The 24,821-nt window shown below is 70.5% G+C and carries 18 protein-coding genes and 1 riboswitch; of the genes, 12 read left to right on the top strand and 6 right to left on the bottom strand.

Features of this window, described 5'->3' with window-relative positions:
• Positions 1–99: 99 nt before the first annotated feature.
• From EP757_RS18105 to EP757_RS18135, 7 genes are all read left to right on the top strand, one after another.
• Positions 100–1,002: a hypothetical protein gene (locus tag EP757_RS18105; RefSeq protein WP_370457834.1), complete on the top strand. Its 903-nt coding sequence runs from the start codon at positions 100–102 to the stop codon at positions 1,000–1,002.
• Complete coding sequence (locus EP757_RS18110) at positions 1,002–2,843, top strand: DNA polymerase Y family protein (protein ID WP_127547584.1); 1,842 nt, start codon at positions 1,002–1,004, stop codon at positions 2,841–2,843. Before EP757_RS18105 ends, EP757_RS18110 begins: the two co-directional genes overlap by 1 nt.
• A 41-nt stretch (positions 2,844–2,884) precedes the next feature.
• Positions 2,885–6,214 carry an error-prone DNA polymerase gene (locus EP757_RS18115; protein WP_127547586.1) on the top strand — a complete coding sequence of 1,110 codons (3,330 nt, stop codon included), beginning with the start codon at positions 2,885–2,887 and terminating at the stop codon, positions 6,212–6,214.
• 32 nt (positions 6,215–6,246) lie between these two features.
• On the top strand, positions 6,247–6,603 hold the full coding sequence (locus tag EP757_RS18120) for an SSI family serine proteinase inhibitor (RefSeq protein ID WP_127547588.1): 357 nt from the start codon (positions 6,247–6,249) through the stop codon (positions 6,601–6,603).
• A gap of 19 nt (positions 6,604–6,622) precedes the next feature.
• The gene (locus tag EP757_RS18125; RefSeq protein WP_127547590.1) at positions 6,623–7,375 is read left to right on the top strand and encodes a methyltransferase domain-containing protein; all 753 of its coding nucleotides are present in this window, start codon (positions 6,623–6,625) and stop codon (positions 7,373–7,375) included.
• Positions 7,376–7,444: 69 nt separating this feature from the next.
• Positions 7,445–8,620, top strand: coding sequence for an alkaline phosphatase family protein (locus EP757_RS18130; RefSeq protein ID WP_127547592.1), 1,176 nt, complete (start codon positions 7,445–7,447; stop codon positions 8,618–8,620).
• 240 nt (positions 8,621–8,860) lie between these two features.
• Positions 8,861–9,250: a DUF3040 domain-containing protein gene (locus EP757_RS18135; RefSeq protein ID WP_127547594.1), complete on the top strand. Its 390-nt coding sequence runs from the start codon at positions 8,861–8,863 to the stop codon at positions 9,248–9,250.
• Between the two features lie 187 nt (positions 9,251–9,437).
• Here EP757_RS18135 and EP757_RS18140 read toward each other — a convergent pair whose 3' ends face one another.
• From EP757_RS18140 to EP757_RS18150, 3 genes are read right to left on the bottom strand one after another with little or no spacing between them, the layout of a single operon-like run.
• Positions 9,438–11,894, bottom strand: coding sequence for a DUF3488 and transglutaminase-like domain-containing protein (locus EP757_RS18140; protein ID WP_127547596.1), 2,457 nt, complete (start codon positions 11,892–11,894; stop codon positions 9,438–9,440).
• Positions 11,891–13,189 (bottom strand): DUF58 domain-containing protein, encoded by a 1,299-nt coding sequence (locus EP757_RS18145; protein WP_127554302.1) that lies wholly within the window; start codon positions 13,187–13,189, stop codon positions 11,891–11,893. Before EP757_RS18145 ends, EP757_RS18140 begins: the two co-directional genes overlap by 4 nt.
• A gap of 2 nt (positions 13,190–13,191) precedes the next feature.
• Positions 13,192–14,238 carry a MoxR family ATPase gene (locus EP757_RS18150; protein ID WP_127547598.1) on the bottom strand — a complete coding sequence of 349 codons (1,047 nt, stop codon included), beginning with the start codon at positions 14,236–14,238 and terminating at the stop codon, positions 13,192–13,194.
• 390 nt (positions 14,239–14,628) lie between these two features.
• Between EP757_RS18150 and leuS the strand changes: the two genes are divergently transcribed.
• On the top strand, positions 14,629–17,424 hold the full coding sequence (leuS, locus tag EP757_RS18155; protein WP_370457835.1) for a leucine--tRNA ligase: 2,796 nt from the start codon (positions 14,629–14,631) through the stop codon (positions 17,422–17,424).
• A gap of 284 nt (positions 17,425–17,708) precedes the next feature.
• On the opposite strand, the gene EP757_RS18160 is transcribed toward leuS, so the two are convergent.
• Genes EP757_RS18160 through EP757_RS18170 form a run of 3 tightly spaced genes read right to left on the bottom strand, consistent with a single transcriptional unit; the run spans position 17,709 to position 20,383 of the window.
• Positions 17,709–18,419, bottom strand: coding sequence for a TVP38/TMEM64 family protein (locus EP757_RS18160; protein WP_127547602.1), 711 nt, complete (start codon positions 18,417–18,419; stop codon positions 17,709–17,711).
• Positions 18,420–18,459: 40 nt separating this feature from the next.
• Positions 18,460–19,173, bottom strand: coding sequence for a type 1 glutamine amidotransferase (locus EP757_RS18165; RefSeq protein WP_127547604.1), 714 nt, complete (start codon positions 19,171–19,173; stop codon positions 18,460–18,462).
• Complete coding sequence (locus EP757_RS18170; protein ID WP_127554303.1) at positions 19,163–20,383, bottom strand: MurT ligase domain-containing protein; 1,221 nt, start codon at positions 20,381–20,383, stop codon at positions 19,163–19,165. Before EP757_RS18170 ends, EP757_RS18165 begins: the two co-directional genes overlap by 11 nt.
• A 381-nt stretch (positions 20,384–20,764) precedes the next feature.
• A riboswitch (cyclic di-AMP (ydaO/yuaA leader) is annotated at positions 20,765–20,930 on the top strand.
• 6 nt (positions 20,931–20,936) lie between these two features.
• On the opposite strand from EP757_RS18170, the gene EP757_RS18175 reads away from it, so the two are divergent.
• The 4 genes from EP757_RS18175 (at position 20,937) to EP757_RS18190 (ending at position 24,816) form a co-directional block, all read left to right on the top strand.
• Entirely contained in the window at positions 20,937–21,758 is an 822-nt protein-coding gene (locus tag EP757_RS18175) for a C40 family peptidase (RefSeq protein ID WP_127547606.1), read from the top strand.
• Positions 21,759–22,355: 597 nt separating this feature from the next.
• Entirely contained in the window at positions 22,356–22,787 is a 432-nt protein-coding gene (gene mraZ, locus EP757_RS18180; protein ID WP_127547608.1) for a division/cell wall cluster transcriptional repressor MraZ, read from the top strand.
• Between the two features lie 245 nt (positions 22,788–23,032).
• Positions 23,033–24,091 carry a 16S rRNA (cytosine(1402)-N(4))-methyltransferase RsmH gene (rsmH, locus tag EP757_RS18185; protein ID WP_232050561.1) on the top strand — a complete coding sequence of 353 codons (1,059 nt, stop codon included), beginning with the start codon at positions 23,033–23,035 and terminating at the stop codon, positions 24,089–24,091.
• Positions 24,092–24,162: 71 nt separating this feature from the next.
• Positions 24,163–24,816, top strand: coding sequence for a hypothetical protein (locus EP757_RS18190; protein WP_232050562.1), 654 nt, complete (start codon positions 24,163–24,165; stop codon positions 24,814–24,816).
• The last annotated feature ends 5 nt before the right edge of the window (positions 24,817–24,821 follow it).

Here is a 24,821-nt window from a genome sequence, read left to right on the forward strand (position 1 = left end):
GCTTGAAGTTTCATCGCTGCCCTGAGCCGCTTGTTCTGGTGGCTTCCTCGAGCTGCTGCCGGCCCTGGGCTTCTTGAGTGACACAGAGCGGGGCATGACGTGGCGGGGCGCATGGTGAACAGTGCGGCTGCCCTCGCGGGGATGGTCCGGACGGCTACCGGGACCGATGAACCGGGGGCGCACCGGATGCTGCCGGTCGCGCCCGAGCTGGGCGGGCTGCTTCCCGGGCGAGGGCTTCGCCGGGGAAGCACGGTGTCGGTGGACACCGGGCGGGCAGCGACAGCCGGCGGCGGCACCTCGCTGATGCTGGCGCTGCTCGCTGCCGCTTCCCGGTCCGGTTCCTGGTGTGCCGTCGTCGGCGTACCCATGCTCGGCGCCCTCGCCGCCGCCGAAAGCGGAATCGTCCTGGACCGGCTCGCGCTCGTACCCCACCCCGGCCCCGACTGGCCCACCGTCGTGGCCGCGCTGATCGACGGCGTGGACGTGGTCGTCACGGCCGTGCCGGGCGCGGTCTCCGGTTCGATCGTGAGCCGGCTGGCGGCGCGGGCCCGGCAGCGGGGGAGCGTGCTCGTCCCGTTCGGCGACTGGTCCGGCGCCGACGTCACCCTGCAGGTGGGCCGCGGCCACTGGGAAGGCCTCGGCGCAGGCCGAGGCCGCCTACGCCGCCGCGAAGTGACGGTGACGGCCCGCGGGCGAGGCGCGGCCGCCCGCCCCCGCGAGATAACCATGTGGATGCCGGGCGTCACCGCGCACGCGGCGATCCCTTCGAGGCGCCCCCAGCCGGCAGATCCCGGAACTTCGCGGAGGGACGAGGGTGGTGCTCGCCCTGACTCGTCTGCGTCTGACTCCTTTGCGCCTGACTCGTCTGCGCCTGACACCGCTGTGCCTGACTCGTCTGCGCCTGACACCGCTGCGCCTGGCTCAACTGCGTCTGACTCCTTTGCGGATCTTGGAGGGTTGCGGAGAGGCGGGCTTCGGCTGCTTGTGGGGGAGGGCGAGTAGTGGAGGCGGGGGTTCGTACGCTGCTGGTCTGGTGTCCTGATTGGCCTGTTGTGGCTGCTGAGATCGCTGATGGGGTGCCGGCTGACGCTCCGGTTGTGGTGATGGCGGCGAATCGGGTGCTGGCCTGTTCCGAGGGTGCGCGGCGGGAAGGGATTCGGCGGGGGATTCGGCGGCGGGAAGCTCAGAGTTTGTGTCCGCGAGTGATTGTGGTGGAGCACGATCCGGGGCGGGACGCGCGGGCGTTCGAGCCGGTGGTCGCCGCGATTGAGGACGTCGTTGCGGGCATCGAGGTGATCCGGCCCGGCGCGTGTGCGGTGGCGGCGCGAGGACCCGCACGGTACTTCGGCGGTGAGGAGGCCGCCGCGGAACGGATCGTGGAGCAGGTGGCTCAGACCTGTGCCGTGGAATGCCAGGTGGGGATCGCCGATGGAGTGTTCGCCGCCGGCATCGCGGCGCGTACGGGCATAGTCGTCGGTGCGGGGGACGCACGGGGGTTCCTTTCCTCAGTACCGATCTCGGCTTTGGAGAAGCCGGACCTGACCGACCTGCTGAAGCGGCTCGGGGTGGAGACGCTCGGGCAGTTCGCTGCGTTGCCGGCAAGTGACGTGCTGACGCGGTTCGGGTTCGAGGGTGCGCTGGCACATCGGTTGGCGTCCGGTTCTGATCACCGGCCGCTCGCGGTTCGGCAGCCGCCGCTGGATCTTGCGGTGGAGGAGACCTACGACGATGCGCTGGACCGGGTGGACGTGGCCGCGTTCGCCGGGCGGGCGCTCGCGGAACAACTGCATGAACGGCTCGCGGCGCACGGCCTGGCCTGCACGCGGCTCGGCATCGAGGCGGTGACCGGGGACGGGCAGGAGCTGTACCGGGTGTGGCGGCACGACGGGATGCTCACCGCCGCTGCCATCGCCGAGCGGGTGCGGTGGCAGCTCGACGGGTGGCTCACCGGGGCGCGGCGTGGAGCGATGAGCGGACCCACGGCGGGACTGGTACGGCTGAGGCTCGTTCCGGACGGAGTGATGGTCCATGTCGGACTGCAGCCCGGGCTCTGGGGCGAGACCGGGGCCGAGCGGGAGCGGGCGCATCGGGCGTTCAGCCGGGTGCAGGGCCTGCTCGGGCCGGATTCGGTGGTGACGATGGTGCTCGGCGGCGGGCGCTCGGCGGACGATCAGGTGCGGCTGGTGCCGTGGGGCGACGAGCGGGAACCGGCGCGGCCGGCGGCGGAGCATCGGGAGCCGATTCCGGGGGTGGTCACCGAGCCGTTGCTGGGGAAGCTGGCGTCGGTGACGCATCTGAGGCCGATCCACGTGCTGAGCAAGTCGGAAAATTCGGAAATGTTCGAAAAGGGGAGAGGGGTGGCATCGAAGGGCGAGGGGGAGTCAGGGGCAAGGGAGGCGGGCGAGAGGGAGGCGGGAGCAAGGGAAGCGGGCGAGAGGGAGGCGGGGACGAGGGAGGCGGGGAAGAAGGGCGCGGGGAATGGGCGCGGACGGGTGAAGCGTGGGCGGGAAGGGGCTCCCTCGTGGCCCGGGCGGTTTCCTCGGCCTTCGCCGGCGATCGTGTTGCCGGAGCCTCTGCCCGCGGTGGTGCGGGATGCGGCGGGGCGGATCGTCGGGGTCAGCGCGCGGCTGGAACTGACCGGGGAACCGGCGACTCTGGCGATCGAGCGGGGGCAGGCGGTGGCGATCACCGGGTGGGCTGGTCCGTGGCCTGCCGACGAGCGGTGGTGGGCGCCCGAGGAAGCGCGGCGGCGGGCCCGGTTCCAGATGACCACTGAGGACGGACGGGCGCTGATGGTCTCGCTCGCGCAGGGGCGATGGCTGGTCGAGGCGATCTATGACTGAGCGATCTATGACTGAGCGATCTATGACGGGGAAGGACGACGGTGGGATTCCATAACCCGGAGATGCCCTGGTCGCAGCTGGAGCGGGCGCTCAGCGGGGGAGGGCCGGCCGTCGTCGATCCTCTAGCCGTCGACGGTGACGGCGGTGACTCGCCGGCGTGGAGCCGCAAACGTCAGCCGTACCGCAAAGCTCCCGGATTGATCAGGGCGGAGAGCCGGACCCGGTACGCCGAACTGCACTGCCACACCAACTTCAGTTTCCTCGACGGCGCGAGCCACCCCGAGGAGTTGGCGGAGGAGGCGGCGCGACTGGGACTGACCGGGCTGGCCGTCACCGACCACGACGGTTTCTACGGCGTGGTGCGGTTCTCGCAGGCGGCCCGCGAGCTGAGCCTGCCGACGATCTTCGGGGCGGAGTTGTCGCTGGGGCTGACCCGGTCGCAGAACGGCGAGGCGGATCCGGAGGGCGCGCATCTGCTGGCCTTGGCGCACGGTCACGAGGGGTATGCGCGGCTGGCCCGGGTGATCTCGCAGGCGCAGTTGAGGGGCGGCGAGAAGGGTAAACCCGACTACGGCAGCCTCGAGGAGATCGCCGAGGTGCTCAAGGACCACGTCCTGGTGCTGACCGGGTGTCGCAAGGGGACGGTGCCGCGAGCGCTCGCCGCCGAGGGTGTGGAGAGGGCGGCGTACGAGCTGGATCGTCTCGTGGATCTCTTCGGCGCGCCGAACGTGGCGGTCGAGCTGACCGATCACGCCGATCCGTACGACGTCGACCGCAACGACCACCTCTTCGCGCTCGCGCACAGCCGCCGGCTGGAGGTGGTGGCGACGAACAACGTGCACTACGCGACCCCGTCCCGCCGCCGGCTCGCCGCCGCGCTCGCCGCCGTCCGGGCCCGTCGCAGCCTCGACGACATGGACGGCTGGCTGCCCGCGTCCGGTGCCGCGCACCTGCGCAGCGGCGACGAGATGGCCCGCCGGTTCGCGGAGTATCCGGGTGCCGTGGAGAACGCCGTGATGTACGCCGAGGACCTGGCCTTCGACGTGGATCTGGTGGCGCCGAAGCTCCCTGATTATCCGGTTCCCCCTGGGCACACCGAGATGAGCTGGCTCCGAGAGTTGACGATGCGTGGTGCTAAAACACGATATGTCGACACGAATCAAGCCGCTTATCGACAGCTCGACTACGAACTGGCCATGATCGAGGAGCTCGGCTTCCCCGGATATTTCCTCGTCGTCTACGACATAGTCGAATTCTGTCGACAAAAACGGATCTATTGCCAAGGACGCGGCTCGGCAGCCAACTCGGCAGTCTGCTACGCGCTGGGAATCACCAACGTCGACGCCGTGAAGCATCGGCTGCTCTTCGAACGCTTCCTCGCCCCGGAACGCGACGGCCCGCCCGACATCGACGTCGACATCGAGTCCGACCGCCGCGAAGAGGTCATCCAGCACGTCTACGCCAAGTACGGCCGCGAGCACACCGCCCAGGTGGCGAACGTCATCTCCTACCGTCCACGATCGGCGGTGCGCGACATGGCGAAGGCGTTCGGCTTCTCCCCGGGACAGCAGGACGCCTGGAGCAAGCAGATCGACCGCTGGGGGGACGTCGCGGCAGCGGACAACGACATCCCGCAGCAGGTGATCGACGCGGCGAACGAGATCCAGAACTTCCCGCGGCACCTCGGCATCCACTCCGGCGGCATGGTCATCTGCGACCGCCCGATCATCGAGGTCTGCCCGGTCGAGTGGGGGCGGATGCCGGGCCGGTCGGTGCTGCAGTGGGACAAGGACGACTGTGCCGCCGTCGACCTGATCAAGTTCGACCTGCTGGGCCTCGGCATGCTGTCGGCGCTGCACTACGCGTACGACATGATCGATGACGAGCTGGACCTCGGGACGATGCCGCTCGACGACCCCGAGGTCTACGAGATGCTCTGCCGGGCCGACTCGGTCGGGGTCTTCCAGGTGGAGAGCCGCGCGCAGATGGCGACGCTGCCGCGCCTCAAGCCACGGGAGTTCTACGACCTGGTGATCGAGGTGGCCCTGATCCGGCCGGGACCGATTCAGGGCGGTTCTGTCCACCCGTACATCCGCCGGAAGAACGGCCTGGAGGCGCCCCGCGTGCCGCACCCCCTGATGGAGAACGCGCTGGCCAAGACGCTGGGGGTGCCGCTCTTCCAGGAGCAGTTGATGCAGCTCGCGATCGATGTGGCCGGTTTCGATCCGTCCGAAGCTGATCAGTTGCGGCGGGCCATGGGCTCCAAAAGATCAATAACAAAGATGGAGAGGATCAGAAAGCGACTGTACGAGGGGATGGCCGGCAACGGGATCACGGGTGAGCTCGCGGACGACCTGTTCCACAAGCTGTCCGCCTTCGCCAGTTACGGCTTCCCGGAGAGCCACGCCATGAGCTTCGCCTACCTCGTCTACGCGAGCGCCTGGCTGAAGCGGTATCACCCGGCGGCGTTCTGCGCGGCGCTGCTCAACGCGCAGCCGATGGGCTTCTACTCCCCGCAGTCCCTGGTGGACGACGCGCGGCGGCACGGTGTCGAGGTGCGCCGGCCGGACATCAACCTCAGTGACGCGGCGGCGACGCTGGAGACCACCGGGGATTCCCGGCTCAAGGCCGCGGCCGGGGAGCCTCCGCACGCCTGGGGACTGCGCGGCCCGGCCGTCCGGCAAGGGCTCTCCAGCATTCGTACGATCGGAGCCGACCTCGCCGACAAGATCGAGATGGAGCGGGAGAACCATGGGCCTTATCGGTCGATGACCGACCTGGCCAGGAGGACCGGCTGCTCCACGACCCACCTGGAGGCGCTCGCCACCGCCGACGCCTTCGCGAGCTTCGGCCTCTCCCGTCGCGAGGCGCTCTGGGCCGCCGGCGCCGCCGCCCAGGACAAGCCGGACCGGCTCCCCGGCACGGTGACCGGGACCGAGGCGCCGATGCTGCCCGGCATGAGCGAGGTGGACGTGCTGAGGGCGGACGTCTGGGCGACCGGCCTGTCCCCGGAGACGCACCCGGCCCGGTTCCTCCGCGAGCAGTTCGACGGGGCGGGCGCGCTGCCGATCGACCGGCTGGCCGAGGTGGAGGCGGGCACCCGGATCCGGGTCGGCGGCATCGTCACCCACCGGCAGCGGCCGGCGACGGCGGGCGGGGTGACGTTCGTGAACCTGGAGGACGAGACCGGGATGCTGAACGTGACCTGCTCGCCGGGGCTGTGGCAGCGGTACCGGCGGGTGGCCCGGAGCAGCACGGCGCTGCTGGTCCGGGGCCGGCTGGAGAAGGTGGAGGGGGTGCTCAACCTGGTCGCCGACAAGCTGGAGCAGGTGACGGCGCCGGTACGCCCGGCGTCCCGCGATTTCCGCTGAAATCGCACTTTAACCCGTTAAAGTGCGACCTCATGATCCTCCCTGCCCTGGCCGCTCTCGCCGTCGTGGTCGCCGGTGGTCCCGCTCCCCGGGGTGACGAGCTCACCCTCACCTACATGGCGGACGCCGGGTTCGCCTCCGCCGTGAAGCTCGGCTGCGACCCGGTCGGCGGCGGCCATCCGAAGGCGGCCGAGGCGTGTGCCGTGCTGGAGCGCATCGACGCCGACCCGGACCTGCTGCCCCGCGGCGACCGGATGTGCATCCTGCTCTACCAGCCGGTCACCGCCGAACTCAAGGGCGTCTGGAAGGGCGAGGACGTGCTCTGGCGGCACACCTACGGCAACACCTGCGAGATGAACCGCGCGACGGGTGTCCTGTTCGAGTTCTGATGGTCGCTAGGCTGCCGGGGTGGAAACTTCTGCGCGCATCGGACGCCCGCACGTCACGGCTCGCACCGCCGCGGTCTGGGCCGTTCTCCGCCGGGAGCTCGACCGGCAGGCGGACCGTCTCGACGGCCGGGCGCTGACGGTGCTCGACGTCGGCGGCGGGACCGGCGGGTTCGCCGTGCCGCTGGCCGAGGCCGGGCACACCGTCACCGTGATCGACGCGAGTCCCGACGCGCTCGCCGCGCTGACCCGGCGGGCCAGTGACGCCGGTGTCGCCGACCGGGTGCGTGCCGTGCAGGGCGACGGTGACGCGCTCGCCTCGCTGGTCGACCCGGCCAGCGCCGACCTCGTCCTCTGCCACGCCGTCCTCGAGGTCGTCGACGATCCGAACCGGGTCGCCTCGGCGATCGCCGCGGCGCTCCGGCCGGGTGGTGCGGTGAGCCTGCTGGTCGCGAGCCGTGCCGCGGCGATCCTGGGCCGCGCGGTGAACGGTCATCTGCGCGCCGCCGCCGCCCTGGTCACCGATCCGGCGGGCCGGGCCGGCCCGCGCGACACCCTGCTGCGCAGGTTCGACGCGGAGAGCGCCACCGCGCTTCTCACGGCCGTCGGTCTCACGGTGGAGGAGACCCATGGCGTACGGGTGGTGGCCGACCTCCTCCCGGCCACCGTTCTCGAAGAGGACCCGCAAGCGGTCCTCGACCTGGAACTGGAGTTGAGCGCCCGGCCACCGTTCCGGGACATCGCCTCTCAGCTGCACCTCTTCGCCCGGCGGTAGTTCCCTCCTCTCGTCCCTTTGCCGGAGGCTGGTCATGAACGGCGAGCTCGACTTTTCCGGAGGCAGGTCATGAACGGCGAGCTCGACGACAGGCTGCCGGCCGACGCCCTGCGGATCGTCGCGCCCGCCTACGGCACCGGCAGCCTCGCCGACCTGCTGCCCAGCGTGTCGGCGGTGCTCGGGGTGCCGGGCGCCGTGGACGTCCTCGGCCTCGCCGAGCGGCTCGACGGCGTGGACCGGGTCGGGGTGCTGCTGGTGGACGGGCTCGGGGCGTACCAGCTGCCCTTGGTCTCGAAGCACGCGCCGGTCCTCGCCGATCTCGCCGCCGGGGGCCGTGGCCACGCCGGCACGCTGACCGCCGGCTTCCCGTCGACCACCCCGGTCAGCCTGGTCACGCTCGGCGCCGGAGTGCCGCCCGGCGTGCACGGCATCCTCGGGTTCACCGTGCGCAGACCGGACGGCGGCGTCCTCACCCACATCGCCTGGGGCGACGACCCGGACCCACGCGAGTGGCAGCCCGTGCCGACCCGGCTGGAGACGGCCGCGGCCGCCGGCGTCGACGTGACGGTGGTGAGCCGGTCGGCGTTCGAGGGCAGCGGGCTCAGTCTCGCCGCCAACCGGGGCGGGCGTTACGTGGGCGCCGACGACGGGGAAGCGGTCGCCGCCGGGATGATCGCGGCGCTGCGACGCGGACCGGGCCTGGTCTACGGCTATCACCCCGATCTCGACCACTTCGGCCACGAGGACGGCATCGACGCGCCGACCTGGCAGGCCGCCGCCCGGGGTGTCGACCGGATCCTGGGCCGGATCGTCCACGAGCTACCCGCGTCGGCGGCCCTGCTCGTGGTGGCAGATCATGGTCAGCTCAACGTCCCTCTGTCCGGTAGATACGACATGGCGGACATTCCGGCTCTCCGCGAGGGAGTGGTGGCGGTCGCGGGAGAGCCGCGGGTCCGCTATCTGTACGCCGCTCCCGGCGCCCTGCCCGACGTCCTCGCCACCTGGCGGAGCGTCCTCGGTCCGGACGCTCGTGTGATGACCAGGGATGAGGCGATCGGCGAGGGCTGGTTCGGTGCGGTGCCGGCCGCGCACGCCGGTCGGATCGGCGACGTCGTCGTGCTCTGCCAGGGGCGGGCTGTCGCGCTCGCGTCCGGCTGGGAGCCCGCGAAGGCGGGACAATTGGTGGCGTACCACGGCTCCGCCACCGCCGCCGAGATGACGATCCCCCTGATCGTGGCGCGGTAGATCACCGGTCGTGTCGGGGCCACTCGGCTGGGTGATGAGGTGCTTCAGTCGGTCTTTTGGGACGAACCAATCTTGAGGGCACGGAAAATCACCCGCACTCGGCGGTCGTCCGGCTTTCCGACCCGCCAAGCCGCTCGTAGACTTGCGTGATAAGGCAGCCGACGGCTGCCCCGCATCACCACACCTGCACCACCGCCGGCCCACGGATTGGGGCCGGCAATGCGCCCGGGGAGGAATGCCGTGCCGCTCTCGGAGCACGAGCAGCGGCTGTTCGATCAGATCGAGCGGTCGCTTGCCGAGGACCCCAAGTTCGCCTCGGCTGTGCGGGCCAGCGACCCGCGTTTCCACGCACGGCGCCGGCTCCTCATCGCCGCGTTCGTGATCGTCCTTGGTCTCGCTCTGGTCGTCTTCGGGACCGTGAGCCAGAACACGCCGCTCGGCGTGGCCGGATTCGTCGTCATGCTCGGCTCCGCCGCCTTCGCGATGCAGTCGCGCCGGCGAAGCCAGGCCCCCGACCTGAAATCGGTCGGTGGCACCGCGACGCGGCGCACACGCCAGGGCGGTCGCAGGGGCGGCCTCATCGACCGGCTCGAGGACCGGTGGCGGCAGCGCCCGGAGGGGCATCGCTGACCTGCCCGCCGGCCCCGAGGCCGGTGACCGACGAACGGCGGCCGGTGTCGGCCGCCTTCGTCGTATCTCCATGTCCGCCCACCGGTCCGGGTGCCTGCCACCCGGCCATCGGTTGTCGCTGTTTCCGGGGTGGCTGACAGCAGAAACCCACGGCCCGGTGGTTGCGGCCGTGGGTTTCTGCTGTTGATCAGCGGGTTCGGGTCAGGAGCCTTCGTGGACTGAAGCGGCTCGCCGACTCCCGCAGGCGGCTCAGCGAGTCCGCGATCCGGGCCGACTGTTCGGTGATGCCCAGACGCCAGCTCAGCAGCACCGACGGCGGCAGCAGGGCCGCCCTCGCCTTGGTACGGAACGAGGCCGAACCGGCCAGCCCGGACCGCACCTGACGCAGCGCCGCGGTGAGTTCGGCGCCCTGCAGGGGACGGCGGGCGTACCGGGCGCGTTCCTCGGCCCGGCCCAGCAGCACCGCGGCCTCCGCTGAATCGCCGGCGAGCAGCGTGTCCTTGACCAGGCGCCGGGTGGTGACCCGCGGGGTCTCGGTGGGATCCACCGGCACCCGGAAGTCGACCATCGTGTCGATCAGCTCGTCCCAGGCGGCGTGCGCGTCCTCACGGGCCTGGGCCGACTCGGTCGTCACCGTGATGTCGCCGATCGACCCGGTCCCGCCGCCGGTCGTCGTGACCACCGTTGCCGGCACTGCCGCGGTGGCGGCGTGCCTGCGTCGGCGGACCAGGACCCGCAGGAACGCCGGGATCAGCAGGATCGCCAGGACCAGTGCGATACCGGCGGCGACCAGCAGCGGCGTCCACGAGCCGTCGTCCGGGACGACACCCTCGTCGATGGCGGAGGTGGCGCCGTCGTTCGCCTGCTCGGGACGCTCGGCGCGGCCCGGGGCGGCGGACGACCCGGTGCCCGGGACGGCAGCGCCGGTCGAGCTGGACGGCTCCGGCTCGGGGCGTTCCACGTCCGGCGCCCAGGAGGAGCGGGCCGAGCCGGTGACGCTCGCCGCCGGGGTGGCGTCGAACGGCACCCAGCCGAACCCGTCCAGGAACACCTCGGTCCAGGCGTGCGCGTTCCGGTTGGTGATCTGGTACGTGCTGTCGTCCAGCGCGGTGCCCCGGGTGAAGCCGAACGCCACGCGGGCCGGGATCCCGGCGGCGCGCACCATCCACGCCATGGCCGCGGCGTACTGCTGGCAGAAGCCGACCTTGTTCTCCAGGAACGCTGCGATGTCCGAGGCGTTGCCGCTGGTCTGGGTGGCCAGGTTGTACTTGAACCCGTTCGCCGAGGAGAACGAGTCGTAGATCGCGCGCACCTTGTCGTACTGGGTGTCCTCGCCCTCGACGAGCTCGTTCACCTTCTTCTGGACGGCGACGTCCTTGGGAGCGGCGGTGTACTGCCGGCGGAGCGGGTCGTCCTCGGCCAGCGGCTGCGCGGTCCGCAGCTGCGCGGCCGTGTAGCGGGGGCGGAGGTAGCTGACCGTGTACTTCTGGTCGCCGGTCGTGGCGCGACCCGAGTAGATCACCTGCTGGCCGTTGTCGTACGACCAGTTGCCCTTCAGGCCCTCGACCCCGGTGGCGTACGTGTAGACCGGCAGCATCTTCTGCCGCAGCGCCTCGGAGACCTCGATCTCGGCCTGGTACTCGGTGTAGTTGGCGCGCTCGGTGGACGCCGCGTTGCCCGGGTTCGGCAGGCCCTCGTTCAGCGACTGGCCGCGCGGCGCGGAGTTGCCGAAACCATCGGCGTTCAGGACGTCGGCCACGCCGAAGCGCAGGTAGAACGGCTCCCGCTCGTTCGTGCGCACCTTGATGATGTTGACGGTGGCGTTCTGGTTGAGCTGGCCGCTGAGCGCCGCGAACAGGTTGATCTGCCCGTTGCCGGTGCCGCCCGGCCCCACGCCGAGGCCGCTGCCGCTCTGCGTCCACTTGGTGAGCAGGCCACCCGAGACGGTCGGCACGGCCAGCGGCAGCAGCACCGCCACGAGCACGCCCACGACACCGAGCCGGCGGCCCGCCGAGGCGAGCGGCGACGGTTCCCAGACGTCCACGTCACGGCCGTCGCCGGTGAACCGGCGGCCGAACCGGCGGACCCGGTCGACGTTGTCGGCGACGAGCAGCCACATGTAGCCGATCGCGCCGATGATGAACGGGAAGACCGGCACGCTGTCCAGGTAGACCGCGACCGGGATCGAGTAGATCGCCAGCATCGGCAGGCCGGCCAGCGCCGGGCGCCGGAAGACCGCGCTGAGCAGGTCGACCACGATCGCGACGGCCCCGATGCCGAGCACCGCCACGAAGAGCAGGCCGTCCCGGTCCGGGACGGGCACGCCGTACGACCGGGTGTCCTCCCCGGCCTGGCGGATCAGGTCGGCGAAGTGGGTGAGCGTGGCCGGCTGCGGGATCAGGATCTCTTTGCCGCTGGGGAACAGCCAGGTGAGCGCGAGGAGCAGCGCCAGGACCATGAGGGCCGTCTGCGCCCAGGTCGGGAACCGCAGGGTGCGGGCCGCGACCGCGGCGCCGGCGATCAGGATGACGGTGAGCATCGCCTGGAACAGCCACGTCCAGGAATCGAAGATCGACGACAGCGGCGCCGCGGCGAGCAGGGTCGCGGCGGCCGCGATCAGCCCGAGACGGCGGCGGCCGGTCACCGGTTCACCCCGCTCACGGTCTCGGCCATCGCCGCGCGGTACGCGAAGCCCTGCGAACCCCGGGCCACGGCGGGCCAGAGCGCCGGCAGCGTGTCGCCGTGCGTCACCGGCACCGATTTCCATCCGCTGCGGACCAGGGCGAGCGAGGCCGCCGCGTGCTCACGGTCCGACTCCTGCCGGTCCCCGTTCGTCATCGGGACCCAGGTGCTGCTGTCGATGGCGAACCCGACGCAGGTCGCGCCGTTGGCCCGCAGCGCGGTGAGCAGCTGCGCCTCGGCCACCGTGAGCGCGCCGAACAGGCCGATCACGAGGCCGCCGTCGGAACGCCGCCGGACCTGGTCGACCAGCCCCGACACGTCGCCGGCCTGGTCCAGCTTCACCTCGGCCAGGGTGTCCAGGATGTGTCCCTCCCCGCCCGCCTCGGTGGCGTCCAGGTCGACGCCGGACCCGGTCACCAGGCGGAGCTTGTAGCCCTCCTGGCGCAGGTGCATGGCGATGCTGGCGGCCGCCGAGACGGCCCATTCGAAGCTGGCGGTCGGTCCCTCGCCGCGGTGGGCGTACATCCGGGTGTCGAGGACGACGGTGGCCCGGCTCTCCCACGGCTGCTCCTCGCGGCGGACCATCAGCTCGCCGGTGCGGGCCGTGGAACGCCAGTGCACGCGCCGCAGGTCGTCGCCGCGGCGGTACTCCCGGGTGGCGGCGTCGTCTTCGCCGTGCACCGCGACCGACCGGGCCCGGCTCTCGCCGGTGCCCGCGTACTCACCCGCGAGCCGCACCCGGGGAAGGGCGGTGACCTGCGGGATCACGATGAGCTTGTCGACCGAGGGGAACGAGCGGGTCAGCTCGCAGAGACCGAACGGGTCGGTCAGGCGGATCATCAGCGGGCCGATCGGGTAGCGGCCGCGGACGTCGGCGCGCACCGTGTACGCCACCGAGCTGGCCTGCTGCGCGCCGAGCCGCTCGAGCACGACGCGGGGGCGGCTGCCCAGCGCATAGGGCAGCCGGTCCTCCAGCAGCATCGTGCCGGTGGGCAGCCGGGACAGGTTCTGCAGGCGCAGGATCACCCGCGCGCTGGAGCCGACCGGGGCACGGCCCGGGTCCAGCGAGCGGGTGCAGGCCAGCTTGTACCGGCTGCGGCCGACGTACCACGCTGCCAGCATCGGCAGCGCTGCCAGCAGCACGGCGACCCGCAGCAGGTCACGCTCGCCGAGGATGAGCGCCGAGACCGCGGCTGCCGCGCCCGCGGCCAGGAACGAGCGGCCGCGCGTGGTGAGCCCCCGCAGCGCCTCCCGCATCCTCACCGCCCCCGGGACTCGTACGACGTCGGCGTCCGGCCGTCACGGGTGTCGTACGGGTTGCGGGCACGATCGTGCGGCAGCGGCAGCCGGTGGACGATCTCCGACACGATCGCGTCGGTGGTCCGCCGGTTCAGCTGGGCGTCGGCCGTCGGGATGATCCGGTGCGCGAGGACCGGCACGGCGAGCGCTTGCAGGTCGTCGGGGAGGACGTAGTCGCGACCCTCGAGAGCGGCGACCGCCTTGGCGGTGCGCAGCAGCTGCAGCGTGGACCGCGGCGACGCGCCGAGCCGGATCTCCGGCGCCTCCCGGGTCGCGGTGACCAGGGCGATCGCGTACTGCTGGACGGCCTCGGCGGCGTGCACGTCACGAGCCGTGGCGATCAGCCGGCGGACCATCGCGGCGTCGGTGACGGCCCGCAGGTCGTTCAGCGGGTCGTGGTCGCCGTGGCCGCCGAGCATGGCCAGCTCGGCACGCGGGTCCGGGTAGCCCATCGCGATGCGGGCGGTGAACCGGTCGCGCTGCGCCTCGGGGAGGGGGTAGGTGCCCTCCATCTCGATCGGGTTCTGCGTCGCGATCACCATGAACGGCGCCTGCAGTTCATATGTCGTGCCGTCGACGGTGACCTGGCGCTCCTCCATGCACTCGAGCAGCGCGGACTGGGTCTTCGGCGAGGCCCGGTTGATCTCGTCGCCGACGACCAGGTTCGCGAAGACCGCGCCCGGCTTGAACTCGAAGTCCCGCGTCTCCTGGTTGTAGACGCTGACGCCGGTGACGTCGCTGGGCAGCAGGTCGGGCGTGAACTGGATGCGGCGGACGGAACAGTCGATGGAACGCGCGAGAGCCTTCGCGAGCTTCGTCTTCCCGACGCCCGGCACGTCCTCGATCAGCAGATGCCCTTCGGCGAGCAGCACCGCGAGCGCCAGACGCACCGTCGCGCTCTTGCCCTCGATGACCTGCTCGATGTTGGCCATGATGGCTTGCGTCGCGGCGGCGAACTCGGCGCTCGTCAGCGGGCCGGTCGGCTCGCCCCAGGTCGGCGTTGTCACGGGCCTCCTCCAGATTTCGTCTTACCCCTCGCGACAGGAGATCACCCACCGTCAAGGGGCATCGAAGGTTGCGGGCGCCCAGCGGTCCGCAGGCCTCCGGAGCTCGCCGCCCGTCCCCACAGGTTATCTCCGTACGTACACCCCGCCGAAAGGCCTGATCGAGACCGATTCGAGATAAAGAATCGGTCGCCTGTGGACACCACCGGCAAATCGCCCCCGGGTCACCCGCGCGGCATACCGGTCGCCGTGCGTGACGGCGGGCGGGTATCATGCATCGCATGGCTCGGTCTTTTCTGCTTCTTAGCAGGCCGTGCTGACGCGAGGTCAGCACGGCGCCCCTCCTGCGTGAGGGGCTTTTTTGTGCCTTCCTCCAGAAAAAAGACGAGCGAGATGGTGAAGATGAGCGAGACCGAGACCCCGCCGTTCCGTTACACCGCCGCGCTGGCCGGCGAGATCGAGCTGCGCTGGCAGGCCTACTGGGCCGAGCACGGCACCTTCCAGGCGCCCAACCCGGTCGGCGAGCTGGCCGACCCGTCGCACCCCCGCGCCGGCGCGCCGAAGCTGCACGTGCAGGACATGTTCCCGTACCCGTCCGGCGCCGGCCTGCACGTCGGGCACCCGCTGGGCTACATCGGCACCGACAGCTACACCCGCTACCAGCGGATGGCCGGCTACAACGTGCTGCACCCGATGGGCTTCGACGCGTTCGGCCTGCCCGCCGAGCAGTACGCGGTGCAGACCGGCACCCACCCGGCGGTCACCACCGCCGCCAACGTCGAGCGCTACAAGCAGCAGCTGCGCCGTCTGGGCCTGGCCTACGACGATCGGCGCTCGTTCTCGACCACCGACCCGGACTACTACCGCTGGACCCAATGGATCTTCCTGCAGGTCTTCAACTCCTGGTTCGACCCCGACCTGAAGAAGGCCCGGCCGATCAGTGAGCTGATCGAACGCTTCGAGAAGACGCCGGAGTGGGCGGAGAAGTCGCCCGCCGAGCGCCGCAAGCTGATCGACGACCACCGCCTGGCGTACGTCTCCGAGGCCCCGGTCAACTGGTGCCCCGGCCTGGGCACCGTGCTGGCCAACGAGGAGGTCACGCCGGACGGCCGCAGCGAGCGCGGCAACTTCCCGGTCTTCAAGCGCAGCCTGAAGCAGTGGATGATGCGGATCACCGCGTACGGCGACCGGCTGATCGAGGACCTGGACACGCTGGACTGGCCGGAGCCGGTCAAGCTGATGCAGCGCAACTGGATCGGCCGCTCCAAGGGCGCCCACGTCGACTTCCCGGTCGGCGGCAAGGGCGTCATCACGGTCTTCACCACCCGGCCCGACACGCTGTTCGGCGCGACCTACATGGTCCTGGCGCCGGAGCACGAGCTGGTCGCCGAGATCGTGCCCGCCGCCTGGCCGGCCGGCACGAACGCGAAGTGGACCGGCGGGCACGAGACCCCGGCCGCTGCCGTCGCCGCCTACCGTGCGGAAGCCGCGGCGAAGACCGAGGAGGAGCGCACCGCCGACGGCAAGGTGAAGACGGGCGTGTTCACCGGCGCCTACGCGGAGAACCCGGTCAACGGGGTGCGCGTCCCGGTCTTCATCGCCGACTACGTGCTGGCCGGCTACGGCACGGGCGCGATCATGGCCGTCCCCGGTCAGGACGAGAGGGACTGGGCTTTCGCTGAGGTCTTCGAACTGCCCATCATCCGTACCGTCGAAGCTCCTGAAGGTTTTGAAGGGGCTTTCACCGGCGACGGACCGGCGATCAACAGCGACTGGCTGGACGGCAAGGGCGTTGCCGAGGCCAAGGCCGCGATGATCGCCTGGCTGGAGGAGCAGGGCAAGGGCACCGGCGCGACCACCTACCGCCTGCGGGACTGGCTGTTCAGCCGGCAGCGCTACTGGGGCGAGCCGTTCCCGATCGTCTACGACGAGACCGGCCTGCCGATCGCGCTGCCCGACTCGATGCTGCCGGTCGAGCTGCCCGACGTCGACGACTTCTCGCCGCGCACCTTCGACCCGGACGATGCGAACACCGAGCCGGAGACCCCGCTGTCCCGCAAGAAGGACTGGGTGCAGGTCGAGCTGGACCTGGGCGACGGGCCGAAGACGTACACGCGGGAGACCAACACGATGCCGCAGTGGGCCGGCTCCTGCTGGTACGAACTGCGTTACCTGGACCCGCACAACACCCAGAAGATGGTCGACCCGGCGAACGAGGCCTACTGGATGGGCCCGCGCTCCGAGGGCGACAGCGGCGGCGTCGACCTGTACGTCGGCGGCGTCGAACACGCCGTGCTGCACCTGCTGTACGCGCGGTTCTGGCACAAGGTGCTGTTCGATCTGGGCCACGTCTCGTCGTTCGAGCCGTTCCGGAAGCTGTTCAACCAGGGGTACATCCAGGCGTACGCGTACCAGGACGAGCGGGGCTTCTACGTACCGGCCGAAGAGGTCGTGGAGCGTGACGGCAAGTACTTCCACGGCTCCCAGGAGGTTGCGCGGTCCTACGGCAAGATGGGCAAGTCGCTGAAGAACATCGTCACCCCCGACGAGATGTGCGACCAGTACGGCGCCGACACGTTCCGGGTGTACGAGATGGCGATGGGCCCGCTGGACGTCTCCCGCCCGTGGGAGACCCGCGCCGTCGTCGGCTCGCAGCGCTTCCTGCAGCGTGCCTGGCGTCTGGTGGTCGACGAGGAGACCGGCGCCACGCGGGTCACCGACGAGCCGCTGGACCCGAAGACCCGCAAGGTGCTGCACCGGATCATCGCCGGCGTCCGGGAAGACCTGGACGAGCTGCGGTTCAACACCGCGATCGCCAAGCTGATCGAGCTGACGAACACGCTGACCCCGCTGCCGACCGTCTCCCGCGAGGCCGTTGAGCCGCTGGTGCTGATGCTGGCGCCGTTCGCGCCGCACATGGCCGAGGAGCTGTGGGGCAAGCTGGGCCACTCCGGCACGCTGGCCTACGCCGACTTCCCGGTCGCCGACCCCGCGCAGCTGGTCGCCGACTCGATCACCTACCCGGTGCAGGTGAACGGCAAGGTCCGCGGTCGCGTCGAGGTCTCCCCGGACACCCCGGAGGAGTCGGTTCGCGCCGCCGCCCTGGAAGCGGTGGCCGAGGTGCTGGGTGACCGCTCGCCGAAGAAGGTCATCGTGGTCAAGGGGCGGCTGGTCTCGGTCGTCGTCTGACCTTTCGATCCGGGGGCCGGACCGGGCGACGTTCTTGGAACGGGCGCCGGGGCCGGCCCCCGTTTCGTGCTGTGCGGCCGGCTTCGGTGTGCGGGCGGCTTCGGTGTGCGGCCGGCTTCGGTGTGCGGCCGGCGGACGGACGAGATGGCGGCTCGGCGCGGGGCGGCGGGACGCCGGGAAAGAGGGCGGCGGCGCACCGGGGCCCGCGCCGGCGGGCGCCGGGCGGGCGGGCCGTCAGGTGGCGATGGAGGCGGGACTACGGCTGGTGCTGGTGGGTGCGGCCGTCAGTCCCGTACGAGGGAGGAAGAAGAAGCGTCGCGGCGGGAGGTGTAGCGCCAGCGCAGGACGATCGCCGTGGAGATGGCGAAACCGATGGCCGCCGGAGCGAGGGTCGTGGCGTTCATGGAGCCCGGGGCGGCCACGGCGGCGCCGATGACCGCGTAGGTGACGGTGGACGGGATCGCGGCGATCGTGGTGCCGAGGAGGTAGCGCTTGCGGCAGACCGACGTCGTGCCGTAGGCGTAGCCGACCAGGCCGAACGGGGCGAGCGGGAGGAAGCGGACCAGCAGGACGGCGGAGAGGCCGCGGCGGTTCAGCCAGCCGTCCAGGCGGTCGAGCTTGCTGCCGGCGCGGGCCTTGAGAGCGCCACGACCCGCCCAGCGACCGGCGTAGTAGGTGGCGGTGGCCGCGATGATGGCCGCGGCGAGGGCGGCGATCGCACCCGTCGCGGCGCCCAGCAGGAGACCGCAGAGCAGCGTGATCGCGGTACGCGGGACCAGCACCGAGAGGAGCAGGCCGCCCACCACCGCGACGGCGGCGGGGGCGACCGCACCCAGGGTCTCGACACTCGCGCCGATCTCACGCAGAGGCAGCGTGGCGGCCGCGATCGCGAGGGCGCCGACGACGGCGCCGAGCGTGCCGAACCGGGTGAGACGGCGCTTCCACGAGAAAGGAACGGCGTCCTGAGGGCGAGGTGCGATCAGGATGTCGGTCATGCAGGCGTACCGCCCCAACTGTCGTCGGTTCAGAACAAAATCAGACTGCGCTCGCTGCCTCGAGCCGCTCCTGCCGTAGCCGGTCGGCCCAGGTGTCATCCAGGGGCGCAAGCCTATCCGCGCCTGTTGACCAGCGCAGTAGCAGATCGGCTATAGCTGGGTTGCGAGCCAGCGCGGGGCCGTGGGAGTACGTCCCCAGGATCTTTCCCGCCCACGCTCCCTCGGTCTGGCCGTCGTTGCCGATCCCGGCGGTGACCCGGGCCAGCGGCGCGGCGTGCGCGCCGAGATGGGTGCGCCCACCGTGGTTCTCGAACCCGGTCAGGGGCGGTAGCCCCAGCCGTGGGTCGATGTCACCGCGAATCTCTCCGACGGCCCGGGTGACGCCCCGGTCCGAGGTTATGTCGAGCAAACCGAGACCCTGGCACTTCGCCCCTTTTGCGAAGAATGAGTGCCCGAAGAGCTGATATCCGGCACAGATCGCGAGGACAGCCGCACCCTGATTGACCGCGCGGTGCAGACCGCCGTCGGTGAGGAGCCGCTGCGCCGCGAGAGCCTGCGGGCCGTCCTCGCCGCCGCCGATCAGGTAGATGTCGGCAGTGGTCGGCATCTGCTGGTCGGAGCGGACCTCGTAGGTCTCCACCGGGATGCCCCGAGCGGCCGCCCGGTGGGCCAGGATCAGCAGGTTGCCCCGGTCGCCGTAGGTCGACAGCAGATCGGGGTAGATCCACACGATCCGGAGGCTCTCAGTTGACACGGTCCAACTCCGCTCGGATGTCCTGGAACGCCGTGTAGTTGGCGATCACTTCGAGGCGGCCGGGGGGCACCGCGGCCAGGGCCTCGTCGAAAGTCTGTACGTGCCGGAACGGCACCTGGTTCACCTGGAGCCGGACGGCCAGGTCGTAGGCACGGTCGCCGGTGATCAGCACCGGGCGGTTGCGCAGCGGGGAGAAGTCGACGTCGTAGAGCCACGACGTGTCGAAGCCGTCGGGGTCCCGCGCGTTGATGGAGAGCAGTGTCGGCGCCTGCTCGGCCATGTCGAACGCCTCGAGCCAGCTGGCCGGGTTCTTCGCCAGCAGCAGCCGGATGTTGCGGCCGTCCCGGTCGACCTGCGCGTACCGCCCGGCGATCGAGGTGACCCGGGCCAGCCGGGGCAGCGCCTCGATCGGGCGGACCCCGAACTCGGCCGCGACGGCGAGCGCGGTGGCCGCGTTGCCGATGTTGACCTTGCCGGGCAGCTGGAGCTTCACCATGTGCCAGTCGCCACGCGGGTCGATGACGCCCTCGTCCTCGACCGCCCACTGCGGCCGGGGCCGGCGCAGCGGGCAGCCGGTGCACCACCAGTCGCCGTTCTGCCGCTCGATCGGGTGGCCGCTCTCCGGGCAGACGAACGAGTCGTCGAGCCAGCGCTGGCCGGCGCTGAACCAGGTGGTCTGCGGGCTGCTGGCGGCCGCCCAGACGACCATCGGGTCGTCGGCGTTCGCCACGACCTTGATGCTCGGGTGGTTGGCGAGCGCCACCTTCCACAGCTGCGCCATCATCGCCACCTCCTTGGCCCGGTCCAGCTGGTCCCGGGAGAGGTTGAGCAGCGCCACCACCTTGGGCTTGGTGGACTCGATGACCTGAGGGAGGTAGTGCTCGTCGACCTCCAGCACGGCGAACGGGGTGTGCCCCTCCTTCGCCAGCGCCGAGGTGTGGCCGGTCGGCATGTTGGCGCCGAACGAGTTGGTGGCGACCCGGCCGAGGACGCCGAGGGCGGCCGCGGTGAGGCGGGTCGTAGTGGTCTTGCCGTTGGTCCCGGAGACGAGCGCGACTGCGCGCCCGGACGAGAGGTGGGCCAGGAGGTCAGGGTCGATCTTGAGGCCGATCCAGCCGCCGATCACCGAGCCGTCGCCGCGTCCCGCGGCCCTGGAGAGCGCCGCCGCGGTCTTCGACGCTGTGGTCGCGACCTTGGCGATGAGAGGCATCTTCCCGTCCGTCACGCCAGCGAGGGTACCGGACCGGAAGGTTACGTCGAGTTGCCGACCGGTCAAGATCACGTGCCCTGCGTGTTTGCGGTGCTCCCGACGTTTTGCCCGAGGTGTGAGGTTGGCCGCCGGGCAATTGTGTGTTCTGTTTCACCCGTAACTCTCGACTGATCGTGATCAGCCACATGCGATGCGTAATGGCATATGTCTCCGGGCGGTAACAAACCGGACACCTACATGTGTGCCAATTACTCTCCGTCATTTTTTCGGCTCTAACGATCACGCGGAACGTCAGGTACCAAGGTTGGGCCGGGCACAACCGCCCGGCTCGCACCGGACGGCTCACGCCGAGCCCTGCCCCGGGTTGGACGGTGCGACCACAAGCGTCACCGGTTCAACCACACAAGGCATACGGGGGCAGGGACGGGGGACCCATATCCGGCCGGTAACGCTCCACACCGGCCTTGGGGTGAAGTCGCCTAGCGACCGGGCACACCTTCCCGCCCGAACCCGACAGCTAACCTCGCAGGCGTGCCGGAGGGATATCTCTACCGTGCACGAACACAGTTCGCGCCGTGGCCGCCGCACGTCTCGCGGCGCCGGCACTGTCGCACTGTCTCTGGGTCTCTGCCTCTGCGCCGGCCAGCTGGTCGCCACCGCATCCCCCGCGGCGGCCGCCAGCACCACCCCGGTCGTGAAGGTCGCCGCCGCATCTCAGGCGGCCGCCACGGTGAAGCCCAAGCTGACCACCAAGGCCAGCACCCGGAACCTCAAGTGGGGTTCCACTCTCAAGGTGACCGCCAAGGTCATCGATCCGCGTACCGGCAAGGTCGCCAAGGGCACGGTCCGGCTCCAGGGCTGGCGTGACGGCAAGTGGAAGACCTGGGACACGGAGAAGGTCAAGAGCGGGACGGTCACGCTCAAGGCCGCTCCGAAGAGCACCGCTTACGTCCGCACGGTCTTCAACGGTTCCGGCTTCTCGTCGGTGACCTCCGCCAAGACGAAGATCAAGGTCAAGGCCAGCGGCGCCAAGATCCTCGCCGAGGCCAAGAAGCACAAGGGCGCCCTCTACAAGTTCGGCGCGTCGGGCCCCAAGCGCTTCGACTGCTCGGGTTACACCAAGTACGTCTACAAGAAGGCGGCGGGCAAGAAGCTGCCGCACAAGGCGAACTCGCAGCAGAAGTACGGCACCAAGGTCGCCAAGAGCAAGAAGAAGGTCGGCGACCTGATCATCTTCCGCAACGGGTCGTACGGCTACCACGCGGGCATCTACGCCGGCAACGGCTACATCTACGACTCGCCGCACACCGGCGCCCGCGTCGGCAAGCACAAGATCTGGAGCAGCAACTACGTCGTACGGCGCCTGGTCGCCTGACGACGCAGTAAGTAAGGAAAGACCGGACGGCGTGGTGGCGTCTTCCGATACACGCCTCGTGGGGTGTGGCCTGATCGATCAGGTCACGCCCCACAGGCGTTTTTTCATGCCTTGTACGCCGGATGGCGGCAGTCCCCACCCGCATCGGACGCCGTCCCGTGGCGCACCACACCTGCGGCCACGTTCCCCCGACGCACGCCGGGGGCGGGGCACGTGTTGGGGCTGGGCGGGGTGGGTTGATCTGAGGGCTCCACTTTGCTCCACGGCGGGGCTCCACTTTCCTCCACTGGCGTGGTTAAGCGGGGCTTGACGGGTTCTTAAGGGGGCGTTATCGGACCTAACGAGCTCGATGTCGGAAACAAGACGCCGTCGATCATGGTCCGGCCCTCCACTCCGGCCCACCGCCTGTGAACTGGGGATTCGTCCGCGAAAAGGGCTCGCGAGCGGCTCCATTCGGGTTGCAGGTGGAGGGAAGTGGAGTAGAGTGGGGCGCAGTGGCAGGACCGAAGGAACCGATCCGGGACTGCCGGCCCGAGTTGACAGGCGAGACCGTTCCACCGCGAAGGAACGCGACGCCACGGCAAGGGGGGTTGGCCGATGTTCCTCGGCACGCACACCCCGCGCCTGGACGACAAAGGCCGGTTGATCCTCCCGGCGAAGTTCCGCGATGAGCTGGCGGGAGGTGTCGTGATCACGAAGGGGCAGGAGCGCTGTCTGTACGTGTTCCCGATGCCGGAATTCCAGCGGCTCGCCGGTCAGCTGCGTGAGGCGCCGGTGACGAACAAGGCCGCCCGGGCATACAGCCGGGTGTTCTTCGCCAGCGCACACGACGAGGTTCCCGACAAGCAGGGCCGGGTGACCATCCCGGCGCACTTGAGGGAGTACGCGAGCCTCGGCCGCGACCTCGTGGTGATCGGCGCCAGCACCCGGGTCGAGATCTGGGACAAGCAGGCCTGGGACGACTACCTCACGGCGAGCGAGGAAGAGTTCGCCGACATCGAGGAGGGGGTGCTGCCCGGCGGACTGTAAGGCGTGGCACCTCGGTGGGCCGCACCACGGCCCGGACGCCACTGCCGCCGTACTGCGAGATCTCCAGCCGCTCCCGCTCCTGGCGCCTCTTCCCCGGCGCCAGGCGCGTGTCCGGGGCCAGCTACATCGGCACGGGACAGAGCGGATGGGGATCTGGCGGTACGGACAGGCGGCCGGGCCGCACTCGTCGGCCAGTAATACCGGAACACCGATGTGAAACGCACCAAAGGGCAATGGGGGTCGTCATGGGGGAGCCGCGGGGCACGCATGTGCCGGTGCTGCTCGAGCGTTGCCTCGAGTTGCTCGCTCCCGGTCTCGCGCTGCCGGGCGCGGTTCACGTCGACTTCACGCTGGGCCTGGGTGGGCACGCCGAAGCGGTTCTGCAGCGGTTCCCCGACGTCGTCCTGATCGGACTCGACCGGGACACCGAGGCGCTCGCTCACGCGCGGCACCGGCTGGCCGGGTTCGCGGACCGGACGCATCTGGTGCACGCCGTCTACGACGAACTGCCCCGGGTGCTCGGCGAGCTGAAGATCCCGGCGATCCACAGCGGACTCTTCGACCTGGGTGTCTCCTCGCTGCAGCTGGACGAGGCGGACCGCGGGTTCGCGTACTCGCAGGACGCTCCTCTCGACATGCGGATGGACCAGTCCCGGGGTGTGACGGCGGAAGAGGTCGTGAACTCCTACGAGCCGGGCGAGCTCGTGCGGATTCTGAGGCAGTACGGCGAGGAGAAGTTCGCTCCCCGGGTCGTGCAGGCGATCGTGCGGGAACGGGCGAAGGCGCGGATCACGTCGACCGCACGGCTGGCTGAGCTGATCAAGGAAGCGATCCCGGCCGCCGCGCGCCGAACGGGTGGAAATCCCGCAAAAAGGACGTTCCAGGCACTACGCATTGAGGTCAACGCCGAACTGGACGCTCTCGAGGGTGCGGTTCCGGCGGCTTTGGACGCCTTGGCGGTCAAAGGACGACTTGTGGTGATGAGTTATCAATCACTGGAGGACAAAATCGTGAAGCGTGCTCTCACCGCGAGGGCACGTAGTACCGGGCCGATCGACCTTCCGGTCGAGCTTCCCGGCACCGGGCCGACGCTGCGGCTGCTCACCAGGGGGTCCGAGCTGCCGAGCGAGGCCGAGGTGGCGGAGAACCCGAGGGCTGCCTCGGTGAAGTTGCGAGCGGTGGAACGGATCGACGAGCAGGAGCAGGGACCGAAGTACAACCAGGCACCGAGGACCGGCCGCGAACGGCCTCGGATGGCCGGTCCGGCCGCCGGGCGGGACCAGAACGGCCGGGACGAGAAGTAACCCCGCGAGTCAACGCACGGGGGACAGGGGCGGTTACGCCCGGGGGCGAACCATGAGGGGGAGGGATGGACATGAGCGAGCGATCTGACGCGCCGCGGTCGGGGGGCCGGTCGGCGCCCCGTGAGACCACGGGCGCCGGCGCCCGGGGGGTGCGCCAGAACTCCGGCCGTTCCGACACGCGCCGCTCCGGGATGCGGAGCCGCGGCGAGGAATCGCCGGCGGCCCGGGGGACCCGGCTGGGCGGAGCCGACGGCACCGCCGCCCTCGCTCTGGAAGTGACCGACCTCTCGGTGACCGCGGCGGACCCGGCGCCGGCCGGCCGGCCTCGCCTGTGGGTGGCGCCGCCGCTGCCGATGCGTGCCCCGCGGGCGACCTTCGCCGCGTCGGTGGCCGCCGTCGTGCTGCTCGGCGTCCTTGGCATCCTGCTGGTCAACACGAAGACGATGGAGCAGTCCTTCAAGCTCGACGCCCTGCAGAAGGAGCAGGCCGTGCTCGACAAGAAGCAGCAGGGCCTGGAGCAGCAGCTCATCCAGGCGTCCAACCCGGGCAACATCCACGCTGCCGCGCGCCGCCTCGGCCTGGTCATGGCGAAGGACCCGGCGATGATCCGGCTCCCGGACGGGAAGATCAGCCGGATTCCGACGCCGGGTCAGGGCCACGCGGGCGTGACCGCCCAGAGCGGGCTCGGCAGCGCCGGCACCCCGTCCACGGGCGCCGGGCAGTAACCGCC

The sequence above is a fragment of the Actinoplanes sp. OR16 genome, assembly GCF_004001265.1.
Classification (GTDB): domain Bacteria; phylum Actinomycetota; class Actinomycetes; order Mycobacteriales; family Micromonosporaceae; genus Actinoplanes.